Annotated in this window: 24 protein-coding genes and 4 tRNA genes; 8 read left to right on the top strand and 20 right to left on the bottom strand. The window is 62.9% G+C overall.

Annotated features, from left to right (window positions below; translation table 11 throughout):
• The first annotated feature begins 43 nt into the window (after positions 1-43).
• Positions 44-307 carry a hypothetical protein gene (locus tag SJI03_RS15235; RefSeq protein ID WP_099378707.1) on the top strand — a complete coding sequence of 88 codons (264 nt, stop codon included), beginning with the start codon at positions 44-46 and terminating at the stop codon, positions 305-307.
• A 65-nt stretch (positions 308-372) separates the two neighbouring features.
• On the opposite strand, the gene SJI03_RS15230 is transcribed toward SJI03_RS15235, so the two are convergent.
• From SJI03_RS15230 to SJI03_RS15205, 6 genes are all read right to left on the bottom strand, one after another.
• Positions 373-930, bottom strand: a complete 558-nt coding sequence (locus SJI03_RS15230; RefSeq protein ID WP_416208750.1) for a fasciclin domain-containing protein — start codon at positions 928-930, stop codon at positions 373-375.
• 174 nt (positions 931-1,104) lie between these two features.
• Positions 1,105-2,550, bottom strand: coding sequence for an efflux transporter outer membrane subunit (locus tag SJI03_RS15225; protein ID WP_099378827.1), 1,446 nt, complete (start codon positions 2,548-2,550; stop codon positions 1,105-1,107).
• 44 nt (positions 2,551-2,594) lie between these two features.
• On the bottom strand, positions 2,595-5,795 hold the full coding sequence (locus SJI03_RS15220; RefSeq protein ID WP_322427741.1) for an efflux RND transporter permease subunit: 3,201 nt from the start codon (positions 5,793-5,795) through the stop codon (positions 2,595-2,597).
• Between the two features lie 2 nt (positions 5,796-5,797).
• Positions 5,798-7,042 (bottom strand): efflux RND transporter periplasmic adaptor subunit, encoded by a 1,245-nt coding sequence (locus SJI03_RS15215; RefSeq protein WP_322427740.1) that lies wholly within the window; start codon positions 7,040-7,042, stop codon positions 5,798-5,800.
• A gap of 270 nt (positions 7,043-7,312) precedes the next feature.
• Positions 7,313-8,173: an alpha/beta hydrolase gene (locus SJI03_RS15210; RefSeq protein WP_099378703.1), complete on the bottom strand. Its 861-nt coding sequence runs from the start codon at positions 8,171-8,173 to the stop codon at positions 7,313-7,315.
• Positions 8,170-8,382 carry a hypothetical protein gene (locus SJI03_RS15205; RefSeq protein ID WP_158301236.1) on the bottom strand — a complete coding sequence of 71 codons (213 nt, stop codon included), beginning with the start codon at positions 8,380-8,382 and terminating at the stop codon, positions 8,170-8,172. The genes SJI03_RS15210 and SJI03_RS15205 overlap by 4 nt, the downstream gene beginning before the upstream one ends.
• Positions 8,383-8,530: 148 nt before the next feature.
• Here SJI03_RS15205 and SJI03_RS15200 point away from each other — a divergent pair, with 148 nt between their 5' ends.
• Genes SJI03_RS15200 through SJI03_RS15190 form a run of 3 tightly spaced genes read left to right on the top strand, consistent with a single transcriptional unit; the run spans position 8,531 to position 10,919 of the window.
• Positions 8,531-9,493 (top strand): LysR family transcriptional regulator, encoded by a 963-nt coding sequence (locus SJI03_RS15200; RefSeq protein WP_322427739.1) that lies wholly within the window; start codon positions 8,531-8,533, stop codon positions 9,491-9,493.
• Positions 9,490-10,467, top strand: coding sequence for a D-2-hydroxyacid dehydrogenase (locus SJI03_RS15195; protein ID WP_322427738.1), 978 nt, complete (start codon positions 9,490-9,492; stop codon positions 10,465-10,467). Before SJI03_RS15200 ends, SJI03_RS15195 begins: the two co-directional genes overlap by 4 nt.
• The gene (locus SJI03_RS15190) at positions 10,464-10,919 is read left to right on the top strand and encodes a hypothetical protein (RefSeq protein ID WP_322427737.1); all 456 of its coding nucleotides are present in this window, start codon (positions 10,464-10,466) and stop codon (positions 10,917-10,919) included. The genes SJI03_RS15195 and SJI03_RS15190 overlap by 4 nt, the downstream gene beginning before the upstream one ends.
• A gap of 3 nt (positions 10,920-10,922) precedes the next feature.
• Here the strand turns inward: SJI03_RS15190 and SJI03_RS15185 are convergent, their stop codons facing one another.
• The 8 genes from SJI03_RS15185 to SJI03_RS15150 all read right to left on the bottom strand — a co-directional run bounded on the left by SJI03_RS15185 (position 10,923) and on the right by SJI03_RS15150 (position 16,328).
• Complete coding sequence (locus tag SJI03_RS15185) at positions 10,923-11,435, bottom strand: DUF1993 domain-containing protein (RefSeq protein ID WP_322427736.1); 513 nt, start codon at positions 11,433-11,435, stop codon at positions 10,923-10,925.
• On the bottom strand, positions 11,432-11,896 hold the full coding sequence (locus SJI03_RS15180; RefSeq protein ID WP_322427735.1) for a hypothetical protein: 465 nt from the start codon (positions 11,894-11,896) through the stop codon (positions 11,432-11,434). The genes SJI03_RS15185 and SJI03_RS15180 overlap by 4 nt, the downstream gene beginning before the upstream one ends.
• A gap of 89 nt (positions 11,897-11,985) precedes the next feature.
• Positions 11,986-12,867 (bottom strand): alpha/beta hydrolase family esterase, encoded by an 882-nt coding sequence (locus SJI03_RS15175; protein WP_322427734.1) that lies wholly within the window; start codon positions 12,865-12,867, stop codon positions 11,986-11,988.
• A gap of 72 nt (positions 12,868-12,939) precedes the next feature.
• The gene (locus SJI03_RS15170; protein ID WP_322427733.1) at positions 12,940-14,163 is read right to left on the bottom strand and encodes a HAMP domain-containing sensor histidine kinase; all 1,224 of its coding nucleotides are present in this window, start codon (positions 14,161-14,163) and stop codon (positions 12,940-12,942) included.
• Positions 14,156-14,869 (bottom strand): response regulator transcription factor, encoded by a 714-nt coding sequence (locus tag SJI03_RS15165; protein ID WP_322427732.1) that lies wholly within the window; start codon positions 14,867-14,869, stop codon positions 14,156-14,158. Before SJI03_RS15165 ends, SJI03_RS15170 begins: the two co-directional genes overlap by 8 nt.
• Positions 14,866-15,405, bottom strand: a complete 540-nt coding sequence (locus SJI03_RS15160) for a GNAT family N-acetyltransferase (RefSeq protein WP_322427731.1) — start codon at positions 15,403-15,405, stop codon at positions 14,866-14,868. The genes SJI03_RS15165 and SJI03_RS15160 overlap by 4 nt, the downstream gene beginning before the upstream one ends.
• A 15-nt stretch (positions 15,406-15,420) precedes the next feature.
• The gene (locus SJI03_RS15155) at positions 15,421-15,768 is read right to left on the bottom strand and encodes an SMI1/KNR4 family protein (RefSeq protein WP_322427730.1); all 348 of its coding nucleotides are present in this window, start codon (positions 15,766-15,768) and stop codon (positions 15,421-15,423) included.
• On the bottom strand, positions 15,765-16,328 hold the full coding sequence (locus SJI03_RS15150) for a GNAT family N-acetyltransferase (RefSeq protein WP_322427729.1): 564 nt from the start codon (positions 16,326-16,328) through the stop codon (positions 15,765-15,767). The genes SJI03_RS15155 and SJI03_RS15150 overlap by 4 nt, the downstream gene beginning before the upstream one ends.
• A 138-nt stretch (positions 16,329-16,466) precedes the next feature.
• Between SJI03_RS15150 and SJI03_RS15145 the strand changes: the two genes are divergently transcribed.
• From SJI03_RS15145 to SJI03_RS15135, 3 genes are read left to right on the top strand one after another with little or no spacing between them, the layout of a single operon-like run.
• Positions 16,467-18,047: a sensor domain-containing diguanylate cyclase gene (locus SJI03_RS15145; RefSeq protein ID WP_322427728.1), complete on the top strand. Its 1,581-nt coding sequence runs from the start codon at positions 16,467-16,469 to the stop codon at positions 18,045-18,047.
• An 8-nt stretch (positions 18,048-18,055) separates the two neighbouring features.
• A complete protein-coding gene (locus SJI03_RS15140) occupies positions 18,056-18,817 on the top strand; it encodes a CPBP family intramembrane glutamic endopeptidase (protein ID WP_322427727.1) in 762 nt (253 codons plus the stop codon).
• 9 nt (positions 18,818-18,826) lie between these two features.
• A complete protein-coding gene (locus tag SJI03_RS15135) occupies positions 18,827-19,489 on the top strand; it encodes a hypothetical protein (RefSeq protein ID WP_322427726.1) in 663 nt (220 codons plus the stop codon).
• On the opposite strand, the gene SJI03_RS15130 is transcribed toward SJI03_RS15135, so the two are convergent.
• The gene (locus SJI03_RS15130) at positions 19,486-20,631 is read right to left on the bottom strand and encodes an alpha-hydroxy acid oxidase (RefSeq protein WP_099378689.1); all 1,146 of its coding nucleotides are present in this window, start codon (positions 20,629-20,631) and stop codon (positions 19,486-19,488) included. The two genes, SJI03_RS15135 and SJI03_RS15130, sit on opposite strands and share 4 nt — an antisense overlap.
• A gap of 82 nt (positions 20,632-20,713) precedes the next feature.
• Positions 20,714-21,673, bottom strand: a complete 960-nt coding sequence (locus SJI03_RS15125; protein ID WP_322427725.1) for a phytanoyl-CoA dioxygenase family protein — start codon at positions 21,671-21,673, stop codon at positions 20,714-20,716.
• A gap of 115 nt (positions 21,674-21,788) precedes the next feature.
• Between SJI03_RS15125 and SJI03_RS15120 the strand changes: the two genes are divergently transcribed.
• On the top strand, positions 21,789-22,664 hold the full coding sequence (locus SJI03_RS15120; protein ID WP_322427724.1) for an AraC family transcriptional regulator: 876 nt from the start codon (positions 21,789-21,791) through the stop codon (positions 22,662-22,664).
• A 55-nt stretch (positions 22,665-22,719) separates the two neighbouring features.
• Here the strand turns inward: SJI03_RS15120 and SJI03_RS15115 are convergent.
• The 4 genes from SJI03_RS15115 to SJI03_RS15100 form a co-directional block, all read right to left on the bottom strand.
• Positions 22,720-22,796, bottom strand: a tRNA-Arg gene (locus tag SJI03_RS15115).
• A gap of 160 nt (positions 22,797-22,956) precedes the next feature.
• A tRNA-Arg gene (locus SJI03_RS15110) sits at positions 22,957-23,033 on the bottom strand.
• A gap of 78 nt (positions 23,034-23,111) precedes the next feature.
• Positions 23,112-23,188, bottom strand: a tRNA-Arg gene (locus SJI03_RS15105).
• An 82-nt stretch (positions 23,189-23,270) separates the two neighbouring features.
• Positions 23,271-23,347: transfer RNA gene (locus SJI03_RS15100), tRNA-Arg, on the bottom strand.
• Positions 23,348-23,530 lie beyond the last annotated feature (183 nt).

Below are 23,530 nucleotides of genomic sequence, written 5' to 3'. Positions count from 1 at the left end.
TTCAGACACACCTGACTGACCACACCATACCAAGGATACTAAAATGAAAAAAGTTATCGCCACCCTGATCGCCAGCCTGTTCGCCACCGCCGCTTTCGCCCAGACGCCAGCCGTCGCGCCAGTCGCTCCAGTGGCACCGGTTCCTGTCGTCGCCCCTGTCGCCAAGGCCGAAGCGCCGGCAGCAGCCGTCAAGCCAGCGACGCACAAGAAAGCCAAGCATCACAAGGCAAAGAAAGCCGCACCGGCAACGCCAGCAACTCCGGCCGCACCAGCAGCTTCCGCACCGGCAGCAGCGCCAGCCAAGTAATCGAGGCGACGCCAAACAAAAAGACAGGGTTTCCCTGTCTTTTTTTCGTCCGCTTTTTCGTGTATTTATTTCGGCATCAGCACCGTGTCGATGACATTGATCACGCCATTCGATTGATACACATCATAGGTGCTGATGTTGGCGCTATTGCCGCCCTCGTCCATCACCACGATGTTGTGCATGCCGTTCATGGCGAACATCAGCTTGCCTCCGCTGGCCGTGGGCAGGGTGGCTTTGCCGTCATGCATCTTGATTTCCTTGGCCAGTGCCTTGAAGTCGTATTTGCCGGGCAGCACGTGGTAGGTGAGGATTTTCGTCAGGGTCGCCTTGGTTTCCGGCTTCACCAAGGTCTCGACGGTGCCGGCCGGCAGCTTGCCAAACGCCGCATTCGTTGGCGCGAACACGGTAAACGGACCCTTGCCTTTCAGCGTATCGACCAGGCCGGCCGCCTTGACGGCAGCGACCAGGGTCGTGTGGTCGGCCGAATTGACGGCGTTGTCGACGATATCCTTGGACGGATACATGCTCTGGCCACCCACCATGGTCGTCATGTCGGCGGCAAACGGGGCGCTGGCGGCCAGCATGGACGTAATGAACAGTGCTGCGGGAACGAAGGTGCGCATGATGATATCTCCTGGATGACTGCGTTTGCATGATTGCAGGAGTACTTACGCGGCCTGGCCGCAAACGGATTCAACTGGCTGAAAACAAAAAAAAGGCGCCGTGCAAGCGCACGACGCCGTTTCGCGATGTTTTCCTCGCCGCGGGCCGGGAATGCCAGCCCGCGGTGCCGGAAACTAGTTGGCCGCGACCTGCGGCTCCGTCTCGCCCCAGCCGCCGCCCAGGGCGCGGATCAGCGCCACCGTGGTGACGGCGCGGTTGCCGCGCAATTGCACGGCGTTGCGCTCGATGGCCGCCAGGTTGCGCTGGGCGTCCAGCAGATCGAGATAGCTGGAACGGCCCGCGTCGTACAGCTTTTGCGCCAGGTCGGCCGAGCGGCGCGCCGAGACGACGGCTTCGTCGATCTGCTGCGTCTGGCCCGACAGGATGCGCAGGCCGGCCAGGTTGTCTTCCACCTCGGCGAAGGCCACCAGCACGCTCTGGCGATACGTCGCCACCGACTCTTCCAGCTGCGCTTCGCTGCGGCTCACGGCTGCCTTGTTGCGGCCACCGTCGATGATCGGCATCGACATCAGGGCGCCCAGCAGCCAGGAGCGGCTGCTCCACTTGAAAATATCCGAGAAGGTATCGGACGCGCCGCCACCGGAAGCGTTCAGGCTCAAGGCCGGGAACATGGCCGACTTCGCCACGCCGATGCGAGCATTCGACGCTTCCATGGTGCGCTGCGCCGACGCGATGTCGGGACGGCGTTCCAGCAAGGACGACGGCATGCCTGCCGGGATCACAGGCAGGAAACCGCTATCCTGCAGCGGGTTGACGGTCGCCGTGAAGCTGGCGGCAGGTTTACCCAGCAAGACAGCCAGCGCATGCTCGCTGGTGGCGCGCTGGCGCTGCAGGCCGATGGCTTCGGCGCGCGTGGTCGACAGCTCCGTGCGGGCACGCGACAGATCGAATTCGCCGATGTCGCCCAGGTCATAGCGGCGCTGGTTCACATGCACGCTTTCCTCGCGCAGGCGCACCGTCTGTTCCAGGGTCGCCAGTTCGGCATCCGTGGCGCGCAGCTGGAAGTAGGTCTGCGCCACGTCCGCCTGCAAGGACAGCAGCACCGAGCGGTAAGTCGCTTCCACGGCCAGCGCATCGCTGCGCGAGGCGCTGACGTTAGCTGCCACTCTGCCGAACAGATCGACTTCATAGCTGGCCGTCAGGTTGGCCTGGTAGACGTTGGTGGCCGCCACCGGCGCGCCATTCGGCAAGCCGAGCGAGACGGCAGAAGCGCGGTTGCGCTGGCCGCCCACGTTCACGCCCACCTGCGGAATGCGGTCCGCTTCGGCGATGCCGGCAATCGCCCTCGCCTGCTTGACGCGGGCGGCAGCGATGGCCAGGTTGGCATTGGCCTGCGTGGCTTCGTTGATCAGGCTCGTGAGGGCCGGATCATTGAAGGCCAGCCACCACTCGCCGCGCGCCTGGCGCTCGGCTGGCACGCCCTGTTTCCAGCGCGTGCCATCGGCTGCCGTCTGCACGACGGGCAAGCTTTGCGCTTCCTTGAACGCGGCAGGCGTCTCGATCTGCGGCTGCTTGAACTCCGGCGCCGCGCAGGCCGCCAACAGCACGGCAGCTGCCATGGCGGTCAGCACGGGCTTGACGCGCCAGATGATTTCCTTGGTTTTCAATATATATCTCCTTCCAGGTCCAGCGCTGGCGCGGCGACAGGCTTGGCGGCAGCGGCGGCTGGTTTTTTCTCAAAACGCTGCGCCAGGGTGCGCAGCAGTACGTAGAACACGGGCGTCAGGAACAGGCCGAAGAAGGTCACGCCCAGCATGCCGGCGAACACCGCCACGCCCATCGCATGGCGCATTTCCGAACCGGCGCCGTGCGAGAACACGAGGGGCACCACGCCCATGATGAAGGCGATCGACGTCATCAGAATCGGACGCAGACGCAGACGGCACGCTTCCAGCGCCGCTTGCACGACGGTGCGGCCATGCTCTTCCAGTTCACGGGCAAATTCCACGATCAGGATCGCATTCTTCGACGCCAGCCCCACCAGCACGAACAGCGCGATCTGGGTAAACACGTTGTTGTCGCCACCGGTCAATTTGACGCCCAACAAGGCGCACAGGATCGACATCGGCACGATCAGGATCACCGCCAGCGGCAGGGTCCAGCTTTCGTACTGGGCGGCCAGCACCAGGAATACCAGCAGCACGCACAGCGGGAAGACATAGATCATCGTATTGCCAGACAAAATGTCCTGGTAGGTCAGCTCCGTCCATTCATACGCAATCCCCTGCGGCAGCACTTCCTTGGCGATGCGTTCCAGCGCGGCTTGCGCCTGGCCGCTCGAGACGCCAGGTGCGGCGCCGCCATTGAAGTCGGCTGCGGCATACGCGTTGTAGCGCTGCACGCGGTCAGGACCATAGCTGTCCTTGACGCGCATCAACGACGACAGCGGAATCATCTCGCCCTTGTCATTGCGCACCTTCAGCTGCGCGATATCCTGGGCATGCGAACGGAAAGCCGCATCGGCTTGCACGCGCACCTGGTAGGTGCGGCCAAACTGATTGAAGTCATTCACGTACAGCGAACCGAGGTTGATCTGCAAGGTCTGGTAAATCGTTTGCAGCTGCACGCCCATCTGCTTGGCTTTCACGCGGTCGACGTCGGCGAAGAGCTGCGGCACGTTGATCTGGTAGCCCGAGAACACGCCTGCCAGTTCCGGCGTCTGGTACGCTTTCGCGGCCAGTGCCTGGGTGGCGTTGTACAGCGCGTCGTAACCGAGGTTGCCACGGTCTTCGATCATCATCTTGAAGCCGCCGATGGTACCGAGGCCGTTGACCGGCGGTGGCGGGAAGACCATGATGAAGGCGTCCTGGATACCGCCCAGGCGCTTGTTGATCTCGGCCGCGATGGCGCCGCCCGACAATTCCTTGGTGGTGCGCTCGTCGAACGGCTTCAGCGTGGCGAACACGATACCGGCATTCGGCGCATTGGTGAAATCGTTGATCGACAGGCCGGGGAAGGCGATGGTCGATTCGACGCCGGGCACCGACTTGATGACGTCGGACATGCGGCGCACGACATCTTCCGTGCGGTCCAGCGAGGCGGCGTCAGGCAATTGCGCAAAGCCCACCAGGTATTGCTTGTCCTGCGCTGGCACGAAACCGGCCGGCACGGACTTGAAGGTGAAGATGGCGGCAACGACCAGCAGCGCATACACGCCCAGCGAGGCGCTCTTGCGGCCCAGCACGCCTTTTACGCCAGCTTCATAGCGGTGCGAAGCGCGGCCGAAGAAACGGTTGAACCAGGCGAAGAAGCGGCCGAAGACCATGTCCATGCCGCGCGTCAGCGCGTCTTTCGGCGCATCGTGCGGTTTCAACAGCGCGGCCGACAGGGCTGGCGCCAGGGTCAGCGAGCTGAAAGCGGAGATCACGGTCGAAATGGCGATGGTCAGTGCGAACTGGCGATAGAACTCGCCCGACAGGCCGGGCACGAAGGCGATCGGCACGAACACGGCGCACAGCACCAGGGCGATGGCGACGATAGGACCGCTGACCTCTTTCATGGCCTGGATGGTGGCGTCGCGCGGCGACAAGCCTTCCTCGATATTGCGCTCGACGTTTTCCACCACCACGATGGCGTCATCGACGACGATACCGATGGCCAGCACGAGGCCGAACAGCGACAAGGTGTTGATCGAAAAGCCAAAGCCCAGCATCACTGCAAAGGTGCCGACGATGGAGACGGGAACGGCCAGCAGCGGAATGATCGAGGCGCGCCAGGTTTGCAGGAAGATGATCACCACCAGCACCACCAGGGCGATGGCTTCGAGCAGGGTATGGATCACGGCTTCGATGGACGAACGCACGAACTGCGTGGGGTCGTACTCGATGCGGTATTCCACGCCTTGCGGGAAGTCTTTTTTCAGTTCGTCCATCTTGGAGCGCACGTCGGAAGACAGTTGCAGCGCGTTGGCATTCGGCGCTTCGAAAATACCCATGCCGACGGCAGGATTATTGTTCAGCAGCGAACGCAGCGAGTAGCTGTTGGCGCCCATTTCCACGCGCGCCACGTCCTTCAGGTGCGTCACGGCGCCGTCGGCATTCGTGCGCACGATGATGGCGCCAAACTCCTCGGGCGTCTGCAGACGACCCTGGGTGTTGACGGTCAGCTGGAAGTCCGAGTTCTTCGCTGGCGAGGCGCCGATCACGCCGGCGGCCACCTGCACGTTCTGCTCGCGGATCGCGTCGACGACATCATTGGCCGTCATGCCGCGCGCCGCTACCTTTTGCGGATCGAGCCAGATGCGCATGGCGTAGTCGCCGGCGCCGAATATCTGGATGTCGCCCATGCCAGGCAAGCGGGCCAGTTGATCCTTGACGTTCAGCACCGCGTAGTTACGCAGGTACATATCGTCATAGCGCTTGTTTGGCGAAACCAGGTGCACCACCATGGTCAGGTTGGGCGAGGACTTGACGGTCGTCACGCCGATCTGGCGCACTTCCTCGGGCAGGCGCGGCAAGGCGCGCTGCACGCGGTTCTGCACCTGCGTTTCAGCCTGCTCGACGTTGGTGCCGATCTTGAAGGTCACGGTCAGCATCATCGCGCCATCGGACGTGTTTTGCGAGGACATGTAGAGCATGTTCTCGACGCCGTTGATCTGCTCTTCGAGCGGCGCGGCCACGGTTTCGGCGATCACTTTCGGGTTGGCGCCCGGGTACTGCGCGCGCACCACCACGGATGGCGGCACGACGTCGGGATATTCGGAGATGGGCAGGCCGAAAATCGACAGCAGCCCGGCCACGAATATGACGATCGACAGCACCGCCGCGAAAATCGGCTTGTCGATGAAAAAGCGGGAAAAGTTCATGTTTATTCCTTGGAAGTCGATGCTGCTTTCGCGGCGATCTTGGCGTCTTTTACTTCAGGTTTCGCGGGGGCGACAGGCGCGGTCGGATCGAAATCCATGGCCACCATCTGCGGCGTCACGGGCGCGCCGGGGCGCACGCGCTGCAAGCCGTTGACGACGATCTTCTCGCCCGCCTTCAAGCCTTCGCGCACCACGCGCAAGCCGTCCGAGGTCGGGCCCAGCTTGACGGCGCGGTATTCGGCCTTGTTGTCAGCGCCCACCACGTAGACGTATTTGCGGCTCTGATCCGTGCCGACGGCGCGGTCGCTGATCAACAGCGCCGTGCTTTGCGCCTGCGGGCCATTGCCGCCGTCGAGCTGGATGCGCGCGAACAGGCCCGGCACCAGCTGGCGCTCGGCGTTGGCGAAGGTGGCGCGCATGCGCACGCTGCCCGTGGCCGGATCGAGCTGGTTGTCGACGAATTCCAGCTTGCCTTCGTGCGGGAAGCCGGTTTCGTTGGCCAGGCCGACCTTGACGGTGACGGGCGTGCCCTTTTGCGCCGTGCCGGCCACGCGCAGATAGGTATCTTCATCGCCGTCGAAGCTGGCGTAGATGCGGTCCGTCGACACCACCGAGGTCAGGATGGCGGAAGCGTCGATCAGATTGCCGACGGTGATTTCCGCCTTGCTGACACGGCCGCTGATCGGCGCCTGCACCTGCGTGTACGACAGGTTCAGTTTGGCCGCTTCATACGCGGCTTGCGCCGAGCGTGCATTCGCGTCCAGCTCTTTCAAGCCCGACGCTTTTTCGTCGAATTCGCGCTGGGCGATGGCTTTTTCGGCCAGCAGCTTTTCAGCGCGCGACAGTTCCAGCTTGGCCAGTTCCGCCTTGGCGCGGGCCGAGGCAGCCGTGCCTTCGGCGCGCGACACTTCAGCCTGGAATGGGCGCGGATCGATGACGAACAGCACATCGCCCTTCTTCACTTCGCTGCCCGGCTTGAAGTTGACGGCGGTGATGAAGCCACCCACACGCGAGCGGATTTCCACGCGCTCGATCGCTTCCAGGCGGCCCGAAAATTCCTGCGTTTCCGTGATCTGTTTTTCAATGACGGCGGCGGCCGAGATGGGCGGGCCGCCGGCTGCTGGCGCGTCGGGCACCTTGCTGTTGGCCGAATCGCAGCCGGCCAGGCTCACGGCCACCAGTCCTGCCAGCGCGAGCGAGGCAGCCAGGGGCTTCAGCAGAGTGGAAAATTGTTGAACGTTTTTCATTTTATTTCCCTGTTTTATGAAAATTTCTAATGGTATGGGCGGCAGGAAGCAACCCAACTGAAAAAGTGAATGGTGGTGCCATGGCGCCCGACGGCGCTCGATCAAAGGTAAACAGGCCGCCAGCTGCTTAAAAGCGGACGGGGACGACAAAGCTGGCTGTGCGAACGCACAACTCAGGCAAGATGGGAACTACACTGCATAGTGTAGCAACCGAAACTCAAAAAGTAAACTGATTAGTGTAATTTATTTGCTGCGCCGCGCACGGCGGCTTTATGACTCGGGCTCCTGCCCCAGTCCAGCGACAAAGCTGGCGATTTCGCTCAATACCTGCACCTTGCAGGCGCACTCATTACGGGCGGTCGCGTCTTGCAGCGGCGCGGCGGCCATGCGCCGCACAGTGGTCTTGATGCCGCAGGCGATCAGTTTGCTGCCGTATTGTTCAGCCTCGTCGCGCAATGGGTCGTCTTCGCTGGACAATATCAAGGCTGGCGGCAGATTCTTCAGGCGGCTCGACTGCAATGGCGACGCGTACGGATGGGTACGGTCAGCGGCATTCGGCAGGTAACCACGGTAGGCGGCGGCGCACTGGTCCGCCACTTCCGCCAGGTCGGGACAGCTCGGCAAGTGGCGCATCGAGCAGGTCGACAGGCCGGGATCGAGCATGGGCATGATCAGCACCTGGCCCGCGAGGGGCGGTCCGCCCCGGTCGCGCGACATCATGGCGCACACGGCGGCCAGGTTGGCGCCCGCTTCGATGCCCGACACCACCATCTGCTTGCCCGTCCAGCCCAGCTTGGACTTGTTCTTTTTCGCCCACAACAGCACGGCATGCGCGTCTTCCACGGCGGCGGGGAATGGACGCACCTTCGCCAAGGTGTAGTTCGCGGCCAGCACCACATGGTCGGGGTTGCTCAGCACGAGGCAGCGCAGGAAGTCGTCCGCATCGTCCAGGTCGCCGTCGACAAAGCCGCCGCCATGGAAGAAGACGATCAGGCTCGATTGCCTGGCACCGGGCACGCCCGCCGTGTAGACGCGCGCGGCGAGCGCATCCTGCGCGCCCTGCACCTCGATGTCGCGTATCTTCAGCGCCTGGCCAGGAGCCAGCTCGGCCGCGGTGTCGGCAAAGCTCATTGCGCCACCACCGGCTGCACCGCAACATCGAGCACCGTGTCGTTCAGGCACAACAAGGCGACGCCGCCGACTTCATGGGTCAGGGCGCTATACCCGCTGGCTTCGCTTTGCGCCGCCAGTGAATACGCATCCGTCGATACCATCGCGGCCAAAGCCAGTACACTCGCCACGAGGGCGAATACTGCAAAGTTTCCATTCCGATGACCCATGATATTTCTCCTGTGAACTTCCTGCGGCAATCACATTTATGCTGCAGTACAACAACTATAGACTTGATCTACAATCTGATAAAGAGTGCAATGACGAATTGATTGTTCAGGATTCTGAATAATCATGAATAAAGTGATAGGAATTCAAGTGAACAAGCTGCAAGCCATGGAAGTTTTCATCCAAGTCGTCGATGCGGGCGGCTTTACGCGCGCGGCGGAAAACATGCAGCTGCCGAAAGCCACCGTGTCGACCCTGATCCAGTCGCTGGAAGCGAGCCTGTCGGTTAAATTGCTCAATCGCACCACGCGCCATGTCAGCATCACGTCCGATGGCGCCGCCTATTACGAACGCTGCGTGCGCATCCTGTCTGACGTGCGCGAGGCCGAGGAATCGCTGTCGCGCACGCGCCTGAGCCCCAGCGGACGCCTGCGCGTGGATGCGCCCACGGCCCTGGCCAGCGAACTGATCATCCCTGCCCTGCCCGACTTCTTTACCCGCTACCCCGATATCTCGCTGGAACTCGGTTGCAGCGACCGCCCCGTCGACCTGATCGAGGAAGGCGTCGACTGCGCCGTGCGCGGCGGCGAATTGGGCGACCTGAACCTGATCGCGCGCCGGGTCGGCGTGCTGCACTTCATGACGTGCGCGTCGCCCGGCTACCTGGCGCACCACGGCACGCCGCTGCACCCGGACGACCTGCCGCGCCACCGCGGCGTGAATTTTTTCTCCGCCAAGACCGGCAAAACGTTTGACTGGGATTTCACGCGCGCCGGCGAACGCATCCAGGTTGCCATGCCCAGCCATATCGCCCTGAACGACTCGAATGCCTACACGGCCGCTGGCCTGGCGGGCCTGGGCATCGTGCAAATGACGCATTTCATGCTTGCGCCGCTGATAGAACAGGGCAAAATGGTGGAATTGCTTGGCGAATGGGAATCCGACCCGCTGCCCATCCACGTGATCTATCCGCCCAACCGCCATCTGTCCGCCAAGGTGCGCGTGTTTGTGGAATGGGTCGCCGACATGTTTACCAACCACCCGGCCACGCAGCTCAAGGGCAAGAGCAGTCCCGCGAGCGCGCGCGCCACACTGACCGAGGCCCAGCCATGACAGCAGCAAGCACATCGCCGCACCCGCACCGCATCGTCTTTCTCGACCGCGACAGCCTGATCGCCAGCGTGCGCCCGCCCGCCTTCGAGCACAGATGGGAAGAGTTTGCGCACACCAGGGGCAGCGAACAGACAGTGGCTCGCCTGCAAGGCGCCAGCATCGCCATCACGAACAAGGTGCCGCTGCGCGCGGCCGAGCTGGCGCAATTGCCGGACCTGAAAATGATCGCCGTGGCCGCCACCGGCACGGATATTGTCGACCTGGCCGCCTGCCGCGAACGGGGCATCGTCGTGGCGAATATCCGCGACTATGCGCGCGCCACCGTGCCCGAACACACGCTGGCCCTGATGCTGGCCCTGCGCCGCCAGCTGGTGGCTTACCGCGCAGACGTGGAAGCGGGCCTGTGGCAGGCGTCGGAACGCTTCTGCCTGTTCGGCCACCCGATCCGTGACCTGGCCGGCAGCCGTTTGGGCCTGCTCGGCTACGGCGCGCTAGGCAAGTCCGTGGCCCAGCTGGGGCGCGCCTTCGGCATGCAGGTGCAAGTCCATAACCGTTCACCTATCGATGAGGACGGCGTGACGCAAGTGAGCTTCGAGGACTTGCTGGCCACTTCCGACGTGCTCAGCCTGCACCTGCCCTTGACGGACACCACGCGCAACATCATCGGAGCAAAGGAACTGGCGCGCATGCAGCCGACATCGCTGTTGATCAACACGGCGCGGGGCGGCCTCGTCGATGAAGCGGCGCTGGCCGATGCATTGACGCGTGGCGTGATCGCCGGCGCCGGTTTCGACGTGCTATCGAAGGAGCCGCCGCTGCCCGACAACCCGCTGTTGAATTTGCGCCTGCCCAACTTCATCCTCACGCCGCACACGGCCTGGGCCAGCGGCGAAGCCATGCAAAAACTGGCGGACATCCTGATCGGCAACGTGGAAGCATTCGAGCGGGGCGCGCCCACGAACGTGGTGGCATGAGCGTATTGCACGAACTCGATGAACTGCTGTGCAGCGACGACGATGAATACGACCGCCTCGACCTGTTTCACGAGGCGGACGAGCTGATCGGGCAGCTACGGACAGCCGACGTGCCGGCGCTGCTGCAACTGTGGCAGCAGCGCGGCCTGAGCTGGCAGCAGCGCTACACACAAGCGTGCAGTTCCATCGACGGCGCCGTGCTGCGCGCCCTGCTGGCCGGTTTGCTGGAAATCAAGGAGGCCAACTACGGCGTGTTCGAACTGATGTCGCGCTTGCCTGCGACAGCCGACGCCTCCCCGCTCAGCGACGCCCTGCTCGATTATGCCGGGCAAGCCTGGCATGCGGACCAGGCGCGGCAGCAGCAAATCCAGATCAGCTGCTGGAGCTGCGGGCTGTCGGGCCGGCTGTTGAAGCGGCTCGGTTTGTCCTCATGGAAAGAAGCGGGCTTGTAGGAACTACGGCGCGGCAGACCGCTCAAAGCTAAATCCCGGCGCATAAGCGTGATAGCCGTCGAAATCGCCCTTGCCGATGGCGGCTCCCTGGCTGCGGGCAATCGCATACGCCATGCTGAAGTGAAAATAGAAATTCGGCAAAATATACAAATTCAAGTATTCATCGGCCGGCAGCGCAATGTCGGCAAAACCGGCCCGGTCGCGGCAGATGCGCCCGGGCGGCCCGTCAAAACGCTCCACGGGAATGTCCTTGAGGTAGCGCATGGTGTGCGCGATCTGCTCCTGCAAGCTGGCGGCAGCGCTGAAATCGGCCACGTCCAGCCCCGCCAGCGGGCAGCAGCCGCGCAGGGAAAAGCTCACGGCCGCGCGCACTTGCTGGGCGAATGGCAGCATGTCCGGATGCAAACGCGCCGCCAGCAGTTGCGGCGCTGTGCCCGTCTTGTCGAGCATGGCGGAAAGCTGCGCCAGGGAACGGCAAAAGATGGCGGCGGGGTTGATGTGCATCGCGTCCGTCATGACAAACCCTCCTGTGCGGCAACCTTCTTCAGCACACGGATCAGCCGGCGTTCATGGCGGCCCACGGCGGCCCAATCCCAGGCGTCGGTCGGGCCGAATTCCGGGTAATGGCGCTGCCATTTTTCCGCGCGCTTCTGCGAATTGACGCTCACATGCGAGTCCAGCCCCTTGCCGCTGGACAAACGCAGGTACACGCGGATGACGCCCCAGCCTTCGCAGACGTAACGATACGTGAGGCCACCGCACTGGGCCAGGTCGAGGGCGATACGGCGCGGGGCAAAGTGCCCGGCCATGTCCGGGTAATGCACGGCCAGGAGCACGTCGCTGGCCCCTTCCGCTTCCAGCCTGGCCGCATACGCGCACAGCTCGGCAGGCGAGTGGAAATGCAGCGTTTCCCGTTCCGCCTCCGAATACACTTCTGCCACGGCCGCGCCGGGCTTGGCGAAGATTGCCTCGGCCATGGCCGCGATACCTGCTGTTGATAATCCCACTGTGCCTGCCTTTCCTGTTGCCTGATGGTTACGCCATGCGCCGCCATCCTAGCATGGCGTCAACGCCGATGGCGGCTGAAAAACGCCCACATCACCTCATTCGCATCGATGGCGCGCGTGGTCTTGCCGATGGGCAGGCCGATATTGAAGGCATCGGCGCCCGGCCACGTGTGGCCGCCGTCCTTGACACTGATCAAGGCCACGCTGGCGCTGCCAGCACCACTCCCCTGCTCCAGCCAGTTCACTTGCGTAGTGTCGCCAGCAGGACCAGGCATCAGGCGCGGCTGCGGCGTGGCGCCTTCGATGCCGTTGTGCTTGCGCCAGTAATCGAAGGTGCCTTGGGCCGACAGGTAGCTGGCGGCCTTGCCTTCATGCAGCACGACCTTGTCGGCCGTGCCCTGTATTAACAGCATGCCGACCTTGTCCGTTTTCTGGTGATGCTGCACCACGGGTTCCGGCATGGGCGCGCCCACCGAGGCGACGGCGGCGAATTGCTGCGGCAGCTCGGCCGCCAGGCGCAGGGCAAAGAAACCGCCGCGCGACAAGCCCGTCGCATACACGCGCTTGTCATCGATGCGGTAATCCTGCTTGAGTTTACTCAATATCGCTTGCGTAAAACCGACGTCGTCCGTGCCCGCCAGGTAATCCATGCCGAAGCCCACGTTCCAGTCCTGCTTGATGCCTTGCGGATACACAACGATGAACTGGTGCCGCTCGGCCGTCCTGTTCATCTGCGTGTACAGCATTTGTTCCGCCATGCTCATGCCGCCGCCATGGAAATTGAAGACGACGGGAAAGGCTTGCTGCGGCTGGCTTTGGTAAGACGGCGGCGTGTAGACGATGTAGCGGCGCTTGTCTTCCTTGTGCTGCAACGATTGCACCTGGGCCAGCACGGGCGCGGACAGGCAGGACAGGAGCAACAGGCTGATGGCGATTTTCATGGGCTTCCCTTCAAGTAAAAGAGCAGCCAGCATAAGCAGGGGCAGGTGAAATCGCGGTGAAATCCGCTGACTTTATTGCGCCGGAGCAGGAACGATGGCGACACGGTAGCGCGTCACGCCGGACTGGAAAACGATGTCCCAGTGCATCGCTTGTGCCAGGCGCAGCAGCAGGTTCTGGCCATGCGCGAAGCCGTGGACGCGCCGAGGCTGTCCCGGCTGCACGGTATTGTCGATGCTCAGGCAACCTTGCACAAACGCAATGCTGATGCGGCAATCGGGGCCGCCATGGAACAGCACATTCGCCAGGCAATTATTAATGAGCAACATGACCAGTTGCGGGTTACCAACCACTTCCAGCCGCTCGGGCAAGTCCAGGCTCAGCAGGCTGGTATCCCAGGGATGGTCGTCGAGCAGGCGCAACAGGCATTGCTCGATGCAGCCGCGCAATTCCACCATTTCGCCGGGCAGTTGCTCGGCCCGTGCCAACGCGAACAGCACGTCGATGGTGGCGCGCATTTCGTCCGTGGATTGCTGCAGCTGGGCCTGTTCGCGCCCGCCCAGGGGCTGCGCATGGGCCAGTGCCAGGGTGTTGTGCATCAAGGTCAGCGGCGTGCGCAATTCATGGCTGACGTCGCGGGTGAATGCCTGTTCGCGCTGCAACACCGCCTGCAGTTCGGCAAAGGTGGTCTCCAGGCGGCGCGCCAGGAAACCGATTTCGTCTGGGCGGTCGCGCTCGCTGAAATGCACGGCGCTGCCGGGTGCCAGCTGGCGCGCTTCCTGCGCCAGGCGCTGCAAGGGCAGCACGAGGCGCCGTGCCAGCCAGTACGCGAGCAGCAAGGCCAGGGCGATCAGCGCCAAGGCAACGCCAGCGACGACACTGCCCACTTCCCGCGTCAGGCGCGAGACGACCAGCACGGACGCCACGTCGGCCAGCAGATAGCTGCGCTGGGGCTTGCCGCCGGCAACCATTTCGAGCGCCAGCACATGATAATGCTGGCCCGTCGTGGTAAACACTTCGCCGCGCGGGGCCGACGGTGGCACGTGGTCTCGCACCGTTTGAGGCAAGTCAAGGTAGCTGCCATAAACCGTGATGAGGTCGCTGCCAGACGGCGTAAGCTTGCCGTGCTGCTGCCAGCGCATGCCGACGGCCGCCGCTTCGCGCTCGAGCAGGCGCTGCACCAGCATGTCTTCCGTCACGTAGGCGATCACCAGCGCCAGGCCCGTGTAGCACAGGCACAGCAATACAGCGAAGCCGGCCAGGGCGGCGAACAGACGCTGCCGGATCGACTTAACCATCGCTGGCCGCCGCATCGAAGACAAGACGGTAGCCCAGCTGCGGTATGGTCACCAGCACACCCGCCGCGCCAGCCCCGCCAACCAACTCCAGTTGCTTGCGCAGCGTGTAGATATGCGATTTCAGGGCGTCGCTGTCGGGCGGCTGGCTGCCCCATAACTGTTGCAGCAAGGCCGAGCGCGAGACGGCGTGCGGATGCTCGCGGCACAGCAGCAGCAAGATTTTAAAACCCGTCTGCGTCAGTTGCAGCGGCACGTCGCCGACCAGCGCGCGCCCTTCGCGCGTCTGCAAGGTAAAGGGACCCACGCGCATTTCCTGGTGCACGTGCAACTGCTGCCGGCGCGCCAGCGCTTCGCAGCGCAAGGCCACTTCGCGCAAGTCGAACGGCTTGGTCAAATAGTCGTCGGCGCCGTCGCGAAAACCGCGTGCCTTGTCTTCATACGCATCGCGCGCCGTCAGCATCAAAATCGGCACATTGCTGGGCGCAGCCGCCTTGATGGCGCGGCACACTTGCAAGCCATCCATGTCAGGCAGGTTCAGGTCCAGCAGCACCACGTCATAGCTGTTGCGCGTGGCCAGCTGCACTGCCAGCGCGCCCGTGCCCGCATGGTCCGTCTGCCAGCCCAGGCCGTCGAGGAAGTCGAGCACCTGGCGCGCGATGGCCAGGTGGTCTTCCACCAGCAGGATGCTCAAGGCAAGCTTGCTCATGACACGCCGGCGATGCGTGCGTATAGCCAGAAATTGCCGGATTTTCCGCGAATTTGCCGATAGCAGCGCAGATAGCCTTCCCGCTCGAAAGCGCAGCGTTCCAGCACGCGCATCGAACGTTCATTGCTTTCCAGCACGGTCGCCTGAATGCGCAGAAAGCCAAGGTGCTGGAAGCCCCAGTCCACGACCGACGCGGCGAGGGACGTGGCCACGCCCTGCCCCCAGACGGCGGGCGCCAGGTCATAGGCGATTTCCGCCGTGCGATGCTGCGGGGAAATCGCATTGAAACCGATCGTGCCCACCAGTTGGCCACCCTCGCGCAGCACGACGGCCAGGCGGATGGACGACGATGGATGAGACGACGCATAGTCATCGAAATTGGCCTGCAGGTCGTCGACGCAACGCAAGTTCCAGCTCGTGTGTTCCACGACAGCAGGGTCGGCCAGGTAGGCATACCAGGCGGGCGCGTCGCTACGCTCCAGGTGGCGCAAGGTCACCAGTGGATGGTCAGAAGCGGGTAAATCAACAACGTTCATTGCTTTGCATCTTCCTCAGGCGAGCGGGCAATCGGCGGCCAGCCAGGTGGCGAAATCATCGGCGGCCAGCTCGAAATCGTCGCGCTGCATCGAGCCATGCCCCACCAGGTAGACAGCGCGCTCAGCGCCATCGAGCGCCAGCATGACGGCACGGCCGCCGCTGTCATCGCCAATGGTCATGTAGCCGGGGCAAAATTGCTGCGTCTCATACGTTTCATTGCGTTCCCGCAAGCTTTCCACGCCATACAGCACTACCTGCTCACCGCGCATGCCTGCTTGCCCGTCCTGGAGAAAGCGCAGGTAGTGCGCCGGCAAGGCGTGGCCCAGCCAGCGCTCGAACGCTTCGACTTCCTGCTGACTCACGCAGCGCCCTTGCGCCGCGCTTCCCACTCGCGGCGCAGCAAGCCGTACAGGGCCGAGTCGCTGACGTGGCCGCCGACGATCCAGCGCTCTGGCAGAAAACCTTCCTTGTTGAAACCCTGGCGTTCGAGCGCGCTGGCCGAACCGGCGTTGAGCGGGTCGATATCGGCTTCCAGGCGGTTCAGGTCGCGCTCGATGAACGCGTATTCCAGCAGTGCCGACAGCGCTTCGTGCATATAGCCCTTGCCCCAGTACGGACGGCCCAGCGCGTAGCCGATCTCGGCCCGGCGGTTCTGGCGGTGCTCGGAAAACAGGCTGCAGCTGCCCAGGTATTCGCCCGTCGCCTTCAGCTCGACGGCGAAGCGGAAGAATTCCTCTTTCTCGAAAGCGGCGATATCCTCGGCAATCTGGCGCGCGGCGCGGCTGGCATCCTCCCAGGGCGGTTCGCTGAAATAGCGCATCACTTCGGGATCGGAGTGCATGGCGAATTGCGCCGCCTCATCCGATGCTTGCGGCTTGCGCAGGATCAGCCGCTCAGTGGTGATGGTTTTGGTATAAGCCATGCAACTCCAATCGATGGTTCAAGAACGATACTTATTATTCCATGCAACTATAACGATGTGGCAATTTTGTGGCGCTGCTTTTAATGTACTATGGCAATATTTTTCACCATATCATTGATACAACTTCATGATTCGCCTATGCACGCAGTAAAGGACGCACCAGTTATCGATGCCACGGCGCAGCCCGAGGTCTTGAGCAAGCACAAGCGGCCAGTGATCGTCTGGGCCAGCATCGGCTTCTTCTGCATGTGCGCCATGCTGCTTGGCATGACCATCTGGATCGTCTGGTCTTCGCATGCGGTCCGCCTGCGCGAAGCGAGCGCGGCGACGGAAAACATGGCGCGCGCCCTGGCGACGCAAGCCTACATGGAACTGGAAATCGCCGATGCGATGCTGGAAGATATTGCCGAACACGTCCGCAACGAAGGCAATAATGACGCGACCGGCGAGCGGCTGGAATCCCATCTGGTGCAACTGTCCAGGAATATCGTGGAAATTGCCGGCGTCTTCATTTTTGACAGCGAGGGCGATTGGCTCGCCACCTCGTCCGGCACCAGGCAGGACGGCAACAACGCGGAGCGCGACTACTTTATCTATCACAAGACGCATGCGCAGCTGGGCAGCCGCATCAGCGCGCCCGTGCGCAGCAAATCGACGGGGCAATGGGTCTTGCCCGTGTCGCGCCGGGTGGAATCGGCGGACGGTTCCTTTGCCGGCGTGGTGCTGGTCACCCTGGGGCTCGCCTCGTTCGAACGCATCTACGATAGCCTCAGCCTTGGCAAGACGGGCACGGCATTCTTTGCCCTCGACGACGGCACCTTGATCTACCGGCGGCCGTTCCAGCCCGATGTCATCGGCATGGATATTTCATCGGGCGCACTCTTGCGCGCCTACCGCGAAAAAGGGCCGGTCGGCACGGCCATGATGACGGCCAAAGTGGACGAAATCGAGCGGCTGTACAGCTATCGCCACCTGGAACGCTTTCCCGTCATCGTGGCGGCAGGCTTGTCGAAGCAAGACATCTTTGCCGAATGGCAACGGCTGAGCATGCAAATCGTGCTGGCGTCGCTGGCGGCGGGGGCGGCGCTGCTCTACCTGTTCCGCAGGCTGATGCGGCAGATTGCCGTACGCGACCGTATCGAGGCCAGCCTGCGCCAGGCCACGACGGAACTACGACACGCGAACGCGGATCTCGCGGCGCGGGCGTCGCAAGACGGCTTGACGGGACTGGCCAACCGCCGCTGTTTCGACGAGACCCTGGCGCATGAACTGAAGCGCGCCCAGCGCAGCGGGCACGCGGTATCGCTGATCATGCTCGACGTGGATTTCTTCAAGAAATTCAACGACCAGTATGGCCACGTGGCGGGCGACGCATGCCTGCAGGCCGTTGCTGGCGCCGTGGCGCGCAGCGTCGGCCGGGCCGAAGACCTGGCGGCCCGCTACGGCGGCGAAGAGTTCGCCGTGATCATGCCTGGCACCAATGCCGCAGGCGCGCTGGAAGTCGCAGAAGCCATCCGCTCGGCGGTGGAAGCCTTGCAGATTCCCCATGCGGCCAGCGCAAATGGCGTCGTGACCGTCAGCCTCGGCGCGGCCACGCTGCAGCCGGGCCAGGAGCGGCGCACGGAGAGCAGCGAGCTGATACGCGAATCCGACGCCTTGCTGTACCAGTCGAAAAACACGGGCCGCAACCGCGTCAGCAGCAGCGTGCCAGCAGCATGAGGCCGACCATGTCCAGGAAAAGAATCGCCCTCACCTTGCCGGTCACCCTCAGTGCACTGGCCGTCTGGCTGGGCTTGAGCATGGGCGGCCGCTGGCTGGAAGCCGCCGGCTACGCCTTACCAGGCACAGCCGTCACCGGCCGTATCGGCCTGTCATGGGCGCTGGCCGCCCTGTTCGCGCTGGCGCTGCTGCTGGCGTCAAGCCGGCCCCGCGAAGCGGGCCTGTGCGCGCCGCAGCCATGGAAAACAGTGTGGCTCGTCTCGCCGCCCCTGCTGTATGTGCTGCTGATGCTGCTGCTGGCCTGGGCCGGCGGCTGGCCGCAGCCGCGCGTGCTGCTGATCGTCGCTGGCAATGCGGCGCTGGTGGCCATCTCGGAAGAGCTGATGTTCCGCGCTATCTTGCTGCAGGGCATGCTGGACCGCTACGCCGTCTGGCCAGCCGTCCTGATGTCCTCGGCGCTGTTCGGCCTGGCCCACACCGCCAACGGCCTGGCCACGGGCGACGTCAGCGGCGCCTTGTGGCAAGCCGTGGCCGCCACCCTGCAGGGCGTCGGCTACGCGGCCATCCGCCTGCGCACCCGCTCCATCTGGCCCATGGTGCTCGTGCATGGACTGTGGGATTACGCACTGGTGACAGCCACCTTGCCCAACCCGGCCGAAGACGGCGCATCGATCCTGCCGACTATCGCCCTGCTGGCCGTGCTGCCCTTGTGCCTGTACGGCGTCTACCTGCTGCGCCCCAGCCAGCGGGCGGCCTTGTTGCAACCATAAGGAATCTGCATGGCGTTTTTTTCACGTGATTACGAGGTATTCCTGCTGCTGGCCGCGCCCGATGCAGCGCCGCTCTGGGATGCGGAACAATGGACGCCGTTTGCCGCCAGCCTCGATGGCCTCATGGCGCAAGCCAGCGCGCGGGGCAAGGCCGGCGTGCGCAGCCATCAATACAATCCCAAGGGCAAGCCGGTTCCCTTTGGCCGCCTGGGCTGGAACGGCAAATCGCACGCCAAGTGGACGCATACGGCGGCCACGACGGAAGCGCGCTTCATGAGCCTGGAAGCCTGGGCGCCATCGTGGACGACCTGCGAAAAAGACGACCAGGCGCCCGATCTGTTCCTCGCCCTGGCCAATGAATCGCTGCTGGGACGGGCGGGCAAAACCTTGCAATTCAGCCAGCGCCTGGTGTGCGCGATCGCCACGGACATGGGGCCCGATGCGGCCGCCGCCTTGCGCCTATCCCTGGCGCAACTGGCCGTGCAACAAGACGCCGTCGTCTTCGCCCGCACCCAACGTCAGTGGGGCCGCGCCGCGTATGGCGGCTTCACGGGCGCCATCCAGGATATGCTGATCGGCGGCCTGTTCCAGCCCGACGACCCGCATGCGCGGCCGCTCGATGCGGCCACATTCCGCGAGCCGTGGGAAAAGCTGGCGCCAGCCTCCGCTTAAAACGTGCCCGGCAGCAGGATCTTTTTATCCACCTGCTGCAAGTCGCGCAAGCCGCAAAAGGCCATCGTCAGGTCCAGCTCGTTGCGGATGATATCCAGGCATTTGGTCACGCCCGGCCCGCCCATGGCGCCCAGGCCGTATAAAAACGGGCGGCCGATGTACACGCCTTTCGCGCCCAGCGCCACGGCCTTGATCACGTCCTGGCCCGAGCGGATGCCGCCGTCCATGTGCACTTCGATCTGGCTGCCGACAGCGTCGACGATGGCCGGCAAGGCTTCGATCGACGATTGCGCGCCATCGAGCTGGCGCCCGCCGTGGTTCGAGACGATCAGCGCGTCGGCGCCGCTTTCCACGGCCAGGCGCGCGTCTTCCGGGTCCATGATGCCCTTGATGATGAGTTTTCCGCCCCAGCGCTGCTTGATCCATTCCACGTCCGCCCACGACAGGCTCAGGTCGAACTGCTGCTGCGTCCAGGCCGACAGCGACGACATGTCCGACACGGACGTGGCGTGCCCGACGATGTTGCCGAAACCGCGCCGTTTCGTGCCCAGCATGCCCGCCACCCAGCGCGGCTTGGTGGCCATGTTGAGGATATTTGGAATCGTCAGTTTCGGCGGCGCCGACAGGCCGTTACGCAAGTCCTTGTGGCGCTGGCCCAGCACCTGCAAGTCGAGCGTCAATACCAGCGCGCCGCACTTGGCCGCCTTGGCGCGGTCGATCAGGCGGTTGATGAATTCACGGTCTTTCATCACATACAGCTGGAACCAGAACGGTTTCGTCGTGTTCGCCGCCACGTCCTCGATCGAGCAAATGCTCATGGTCGACAGGGTGAACGGCACGCCGAAGCGCTCGGCCGCCTGGGCCGCGAGGATTTCGCCATCCGCATGCTGCATGCCCGTCAAGCCCGTGGGCGACAGGGCCACCGGCATCGACACGTGCTGGCCCACCATGGTCGACGCCAGGCTGCGGTTTTCCAAGTTGACGGCCACGCGCTGGCGGAATTTGATCCTGGCGAAATCGCTGTTGTTGGCGCGGTATGTCGATTCCGTCCAGGAGCCGGAATCGGCGTAGTCGTAAAACATGCGCGGCACCCGTTTCTGGGCCAGCACGCGCAAGTCTTCGATGCAGGTGATGATACTCATGCGTTTCCTCGGTCGATGGCAAGTCGAACCATGATCGTGCATTTACCGGAAATTGTCTATCCGGCAGGCAATGCCGCCACACTTACCAACTGCGCGCGCCGAGGATCTTCTCGCCCAGTTCACTCAACTGCGCCTGCGGATAGCGCAGCTTTTCCTTTTCCTCGGGGTCGCCGGGAAACGCATAGCCCTGCGGTGCGGTGCGCTCGCGCCAGCTTTGCACGCGCCAGTCGCGCAGCGTTTGATTGTCTTCCTGGGCCGGCGTAAAGGAAATGTATTGCGCCAAACGCACCTGGTCGGTGGACGTGTTCGGACGGATGCCGTGCGCCAGCAGGCTGTTGAAGATCAATAACTCCCCTTTCTTCATGGCGATGAATTCCATCGGGTACGGCACCGTCGCCAGGTCCGGCTGCCACGGGTTGCGATCAAGCGGCACGGTCTTGCGCCACGCCAGCAAGTTGTTGAACAATTCCGGATAGCATTGAAAGCCGCCACTCTCGGGCGAGGTGTCGGATAGGGCCAGCACCCCCTGCACGTTGACGGGCAGCGGGTCGAGCGTGGTGTCGGCATCCCAGTGGATGAAGCCGCCAAACTTGCGCTTGCCATTGTTCGGCGTGTTCAGGTTGGCCCGGTCGATGGTCACCCACAAATCCTGACGGTCCCAGATGTCGACAAAGGCATCGTACACGCGTTGAGTCTGGCGGTTATCCCACAGGGCCTGGTTGTGATAGGCCTCGACCATGCCGGAACCGTTGAGTTCTTTCATCGCATGGTCGCGCAACTGGTCCTGGTTCCAGGTGGCGGGGTCGTTCTGGTCGAGTCCCTGGAATTCCCACAAGAAATCGGTTGTGCGGCGCACCTGTTCCGGCGACACGGCATCCTTGACGATGACGTAACCGTAGGTTTGCCAGTGCAAAAAGTCGCTGTCGGACAGCACGCGCAGGGGCAGCTGTTTCTGGATGTCGCGCAACTGGGTCTGTTCCGTGTAGGCCACGGACGGGTTGCCGGGACGGTCTTCGCCGTACTGATATCGGTCTTCTTGCATCGCTGTCTCCTGTGTTGGTGTGAGACAGATTGTGCTTCGGCAGTGCCGCGTAAAATGCGTGCGCAGCAACCAAAACTGATACTATTCTGACTATCCGCCACCTCAAAACGTCACGATGACGCCTTTATTCGAACAAGTCACGATTCCGACGGGCCACTCCTGGGGCTTGTTGTGGCGCGAACTCGATGCGATTCCCTTCCTCTGGCACTACCACCCGCAATTCGAGCTGACCCTGACGGTCAATGCGCGGGGGCAACGCTATATCGGCGACCATCTGGGCGACTTCGAACCGGGCGACCTGGTGCTGCTGGGACCGAATTTGCCGCACACGTGGTCGGCCAGCGAGCGCATCGACAGCACGCAGCCCATGCTGGCCGTCGTCGTGTGGTTTTCGCTGGAATGGGTGGAGCAGCTGGCGGCCTGTTTTCCGGAATTGCACAGCGTGCGGCAACTGGCGCGCCGCGCCGGCCCTGCCCTGCATTTTTCGCCGGCAACGAGCGCGCGCAGCGCGGCCAGGTTGCTGCAACTCAATGAACTGCCCGTGCCGCAGCGCCTGCCGCTGCTGGTCGACGTGCTGCTGGACCTGGCGGGCGATGGCAGTGCGCAGCCGCTGGCGTCGGAAGCGCAGGCGCCGATGCATGCCGATGGGCAGCAAAAACGCATGGCTATCGTGTTTGACTACATGCACGCGCATTTCCGGGAAGAGATCGCACTGGAAACCCTGGCGCAGCGGGCGGCGCTGTCGCTGGGCGCGTTTCACCGCTGCTTCAAGCGCCACGCGCATTGCACGCCGGGCGAGTACCTGGCGCGGCTGCGCATCGGCCGCGCCTGCCAACAGCTGATCGAGAGCAATCTGGCCATCGCCGTCATCGCGCAAGAGGCGGGCTACCGCAATCTCGCGCATTTCAACCGCCAGTTCCGCGCCGCCAGGCATGTCACGCCGCGCGCGTTTCGCCTGCAATACCGGCGCGGCGCCACAGGCGCAGCGTAAATCCATTCGGAAACGAAAAAGGGGATCAGATTTTACAATCTGACCCCCAATATTCTGGTGCGGCTGGCAGGAATTGAACCCACGACCCCTTGGTTCGTAGCCAAGTACTCTATCCAGCTGAGCTACAGCCGCCTAAGACAAGATTATAGCAGGGCTTTGCAGAATGGCAAAGGGCGCCGTGCGGATATTTCACAATTGCCCAGGCTGCCAACATGGGCCCTGCCTTCCCGCCGTGATGACGAAAAAAAACCCGGAAAGCGAACTTTCCGGGTTTTTTCACTACTGCTGATACTGGTGCGGCTGGCAGGAATTGAACCCACGACCCCTTGGTTCGTAGCCAAGTACTCTATCCAGCTGAGCTACAGCCGCAAACTCTGACACACTTCGCCGGACGGCGCGAAGCTTGAAACTTTCATCAAAACGAAGCGAACTCCATCTTGGCAATACTGGTGCGGCTGGCAGGAATTGAACCCACGACCCCTTGGTTCGTAGCCAAGTACTCTATCCAGCTGAGCTACAGCCGCAAAACTTCTACAACATTCCATCAACAACATGGAGGTGAAACTTGGTACGACAAAACCAGGCAAAGTCTGATTTTCAGTATTCTGGTGCGGCTGGCAGGAATTGAACCCACGACCCCTTGGTTCGTAGCCAAGTACTCTATCCAGCTGAGCTACAGCCGCGCAGGCAAACATTATAGCGTATTCATTTCGCTTTGAAAAGTTCGATTTTTCAATCGCTTAGCTGATTTTGCAGAATACCGCCCCGCATGATCGACTACCTTTTCACTGCTAAAAAGCTCACGCCTTTTTATCGATGGACACTTCTGCTTTCACAGGAGCCTCCAGCGAATCGAGAAGTTGCTG

This window comes from Janthinobacterium sp. GMG1, from assembly GCF_034427795.1.
In the GTDB taxonomy this organism is placed as follows: Bacteria; Pseudomonadota; Gammaproteobacteria; order Burkholderiales; family Burkholderiaceae_D; genus Janthinobacterium.
This window is presented reverse-complemented; position numbering and strand designations above follow the sequence as displayed.

Excerpts from the sequence above, each read along its gene's own strand:
- SJI03_RS15235 (WP_099378707.1), top strand. The coding sequence starts at position 44 with ATGAAAAAAGTTATCGCCACCCTGATCGCCAGCCTGTTCGCCACCGCC.
- SJI03_RS15230 (WP_416208750.1), bottom strand. The coding sequence starts at position 930 with ATGCGCACCTTCGTTCCCGCAGCACTGTTCATTACGTCCATGCTGGCC.
- SJI03_RS15225 (WP_099378827.1), bottom strand. The coding sequence starts at position 2,550 with ATGGCAGCTGCCGTGCTGTTGGCGGCCTGCGCGGCGCCGGAGTTCAAG.
- SJI03_RS15220 (WP_322427741.1), bottom strand. The coding sequence starts at position 5,795 with ATGAACTTTTCCCGCTTTTTCATCGACAAGCCGATTTTCGCGGCGGTG.
- SJI03_RS15215 (WP_322427740.1), bottom strand. The coding sequence starts at position 7,042 with ATGAAAAACGTTCAACAATTTTCCACTCTGCTGAAGCCCCTGGCTGCC.
- SJI03_RS15210 (WP_099378703.1), bottom strand. The coding sequence starts at position 8,173 with ATGAGCTTTGCCGACACCGCGGCCGAGCTGGCTCCTGGCCAGGCGCTG.
- SJI03_RS15205 (WP_158301236.1), bottom strand. The coding sequence starts at position 8,382 with ATGGGTCATCGGAATGGAAACTTTGCAGTATTCGCCCTCGTGGCGAGT.
- SJI03_RS15195 (WP_322427738.1), top strand. The coding sequence starts at position 9,490 with ATGACAGCAGCAAGCACATCGCCGCACCCGCACCGCATCGTCTTTCTC.
- SJI03_RS15190 (WP_322427737.1), top strand. The coding sequence starts at position 10,464 with ATGAGCGTATTGCACGAACTCGATGAACTGCTGTGCAGCGACGACGAT.
- SJI03_RS15185 (WP_322427736.1), bottom strand. The coding sequence starts at position 11,435 with ATGACGGACGCGATGCACATCAACCCCGCCGCCATCTTTTGCCGTTCC.
- SJI03_RS15180 (WP_322427735.1), bottom strand. The coding sequence starts at position 11,896 with ATGGCCGAGGCAATCTTCGCCAAGCCCGGCGCGGCCGTGGCAGAAGTG.
- SJI03_RS15175 (WP_322427734.1), bottom strand. The coding sequence starts at position 12,867 with ATGAAAATCGCCATCAGCCTGTTGCTCCTGTCCTGCCTGTCCGCGCCC.
- SJI03_RS15170 (WP_322427733.1), bottom strand. The coding sequence starts at position 14,163 with ATGGTTAAGTCGATCCGGCAGCGTCTGTTCGCCGCCCTGGCCGGCTTC.
- SJI03_RS15165 (WP_322427732.1), bottom strand. The coding sequence starts at position 14,869 with ATGAGCAAGCTTGCCTTGAGCATCCTGCTGGTGGAAGACCACCTGGCC.
- SJI03_RS15160 (WP_322427731.1), bottom strand. The coding sequence starts at position 15,405 with ATGAACGTTGTTGATTTACCCGCTTCTGACCATCCACTGGTGACCTTG.
- SJI03_RS15150 (WP_322427729.1), bottom strand. The coding sequence starts at position 16,328 with ATGGCTTATACCAAAACCATCACCACTGAGCGGCTGATCCTGCGCAAG.
- SJI03_RS15145 (WP_322427728.1), top strand. The coding sequence starts at position 16,467 with ATGCACGCAGTAAAGGACGCACCAGTTATCGATGCCACGGCGCAGCCC.
- SJI03_RS15140 (WP_322427727.1), top strand. The coding sequence starts at position 18,056 with ATGTCCAGGAAAAGAATCGCCCTCACCTTGCCGGTCACCCTCAGTGCA.
- SJI03_RS15135 (WP_322427726.1), top strand. The coding sequence starts at position 18,827 with ATGGCGTTTTTTTCACGTGATTACGAGGTATTCCTGCTGCTGGCCGCG.
- SJI03_RS15130 (WP_099378689.1), bottom strand. The coding sequence starts at position 20,631 with ATGAGTATCATCACCTGCATCGAAGACTTGCGCGTGCTGGCCCAGAAA.
- SJI03_RS15125 (WP_322427725.1), bottom strand. The coding sequence starts at position 21,673 with ATGCAAGAAGACCGATATCAGTACGGCGAAGACCGTCCCGGCAACCCG.
- SJI03_RS15120 (WP_322427724.1), top strand. The coding sequence starts at position 21,789 with ATGACGCCTTTATTCGAACAAGTCACGATTCCGACGGGCCACTCCTGG.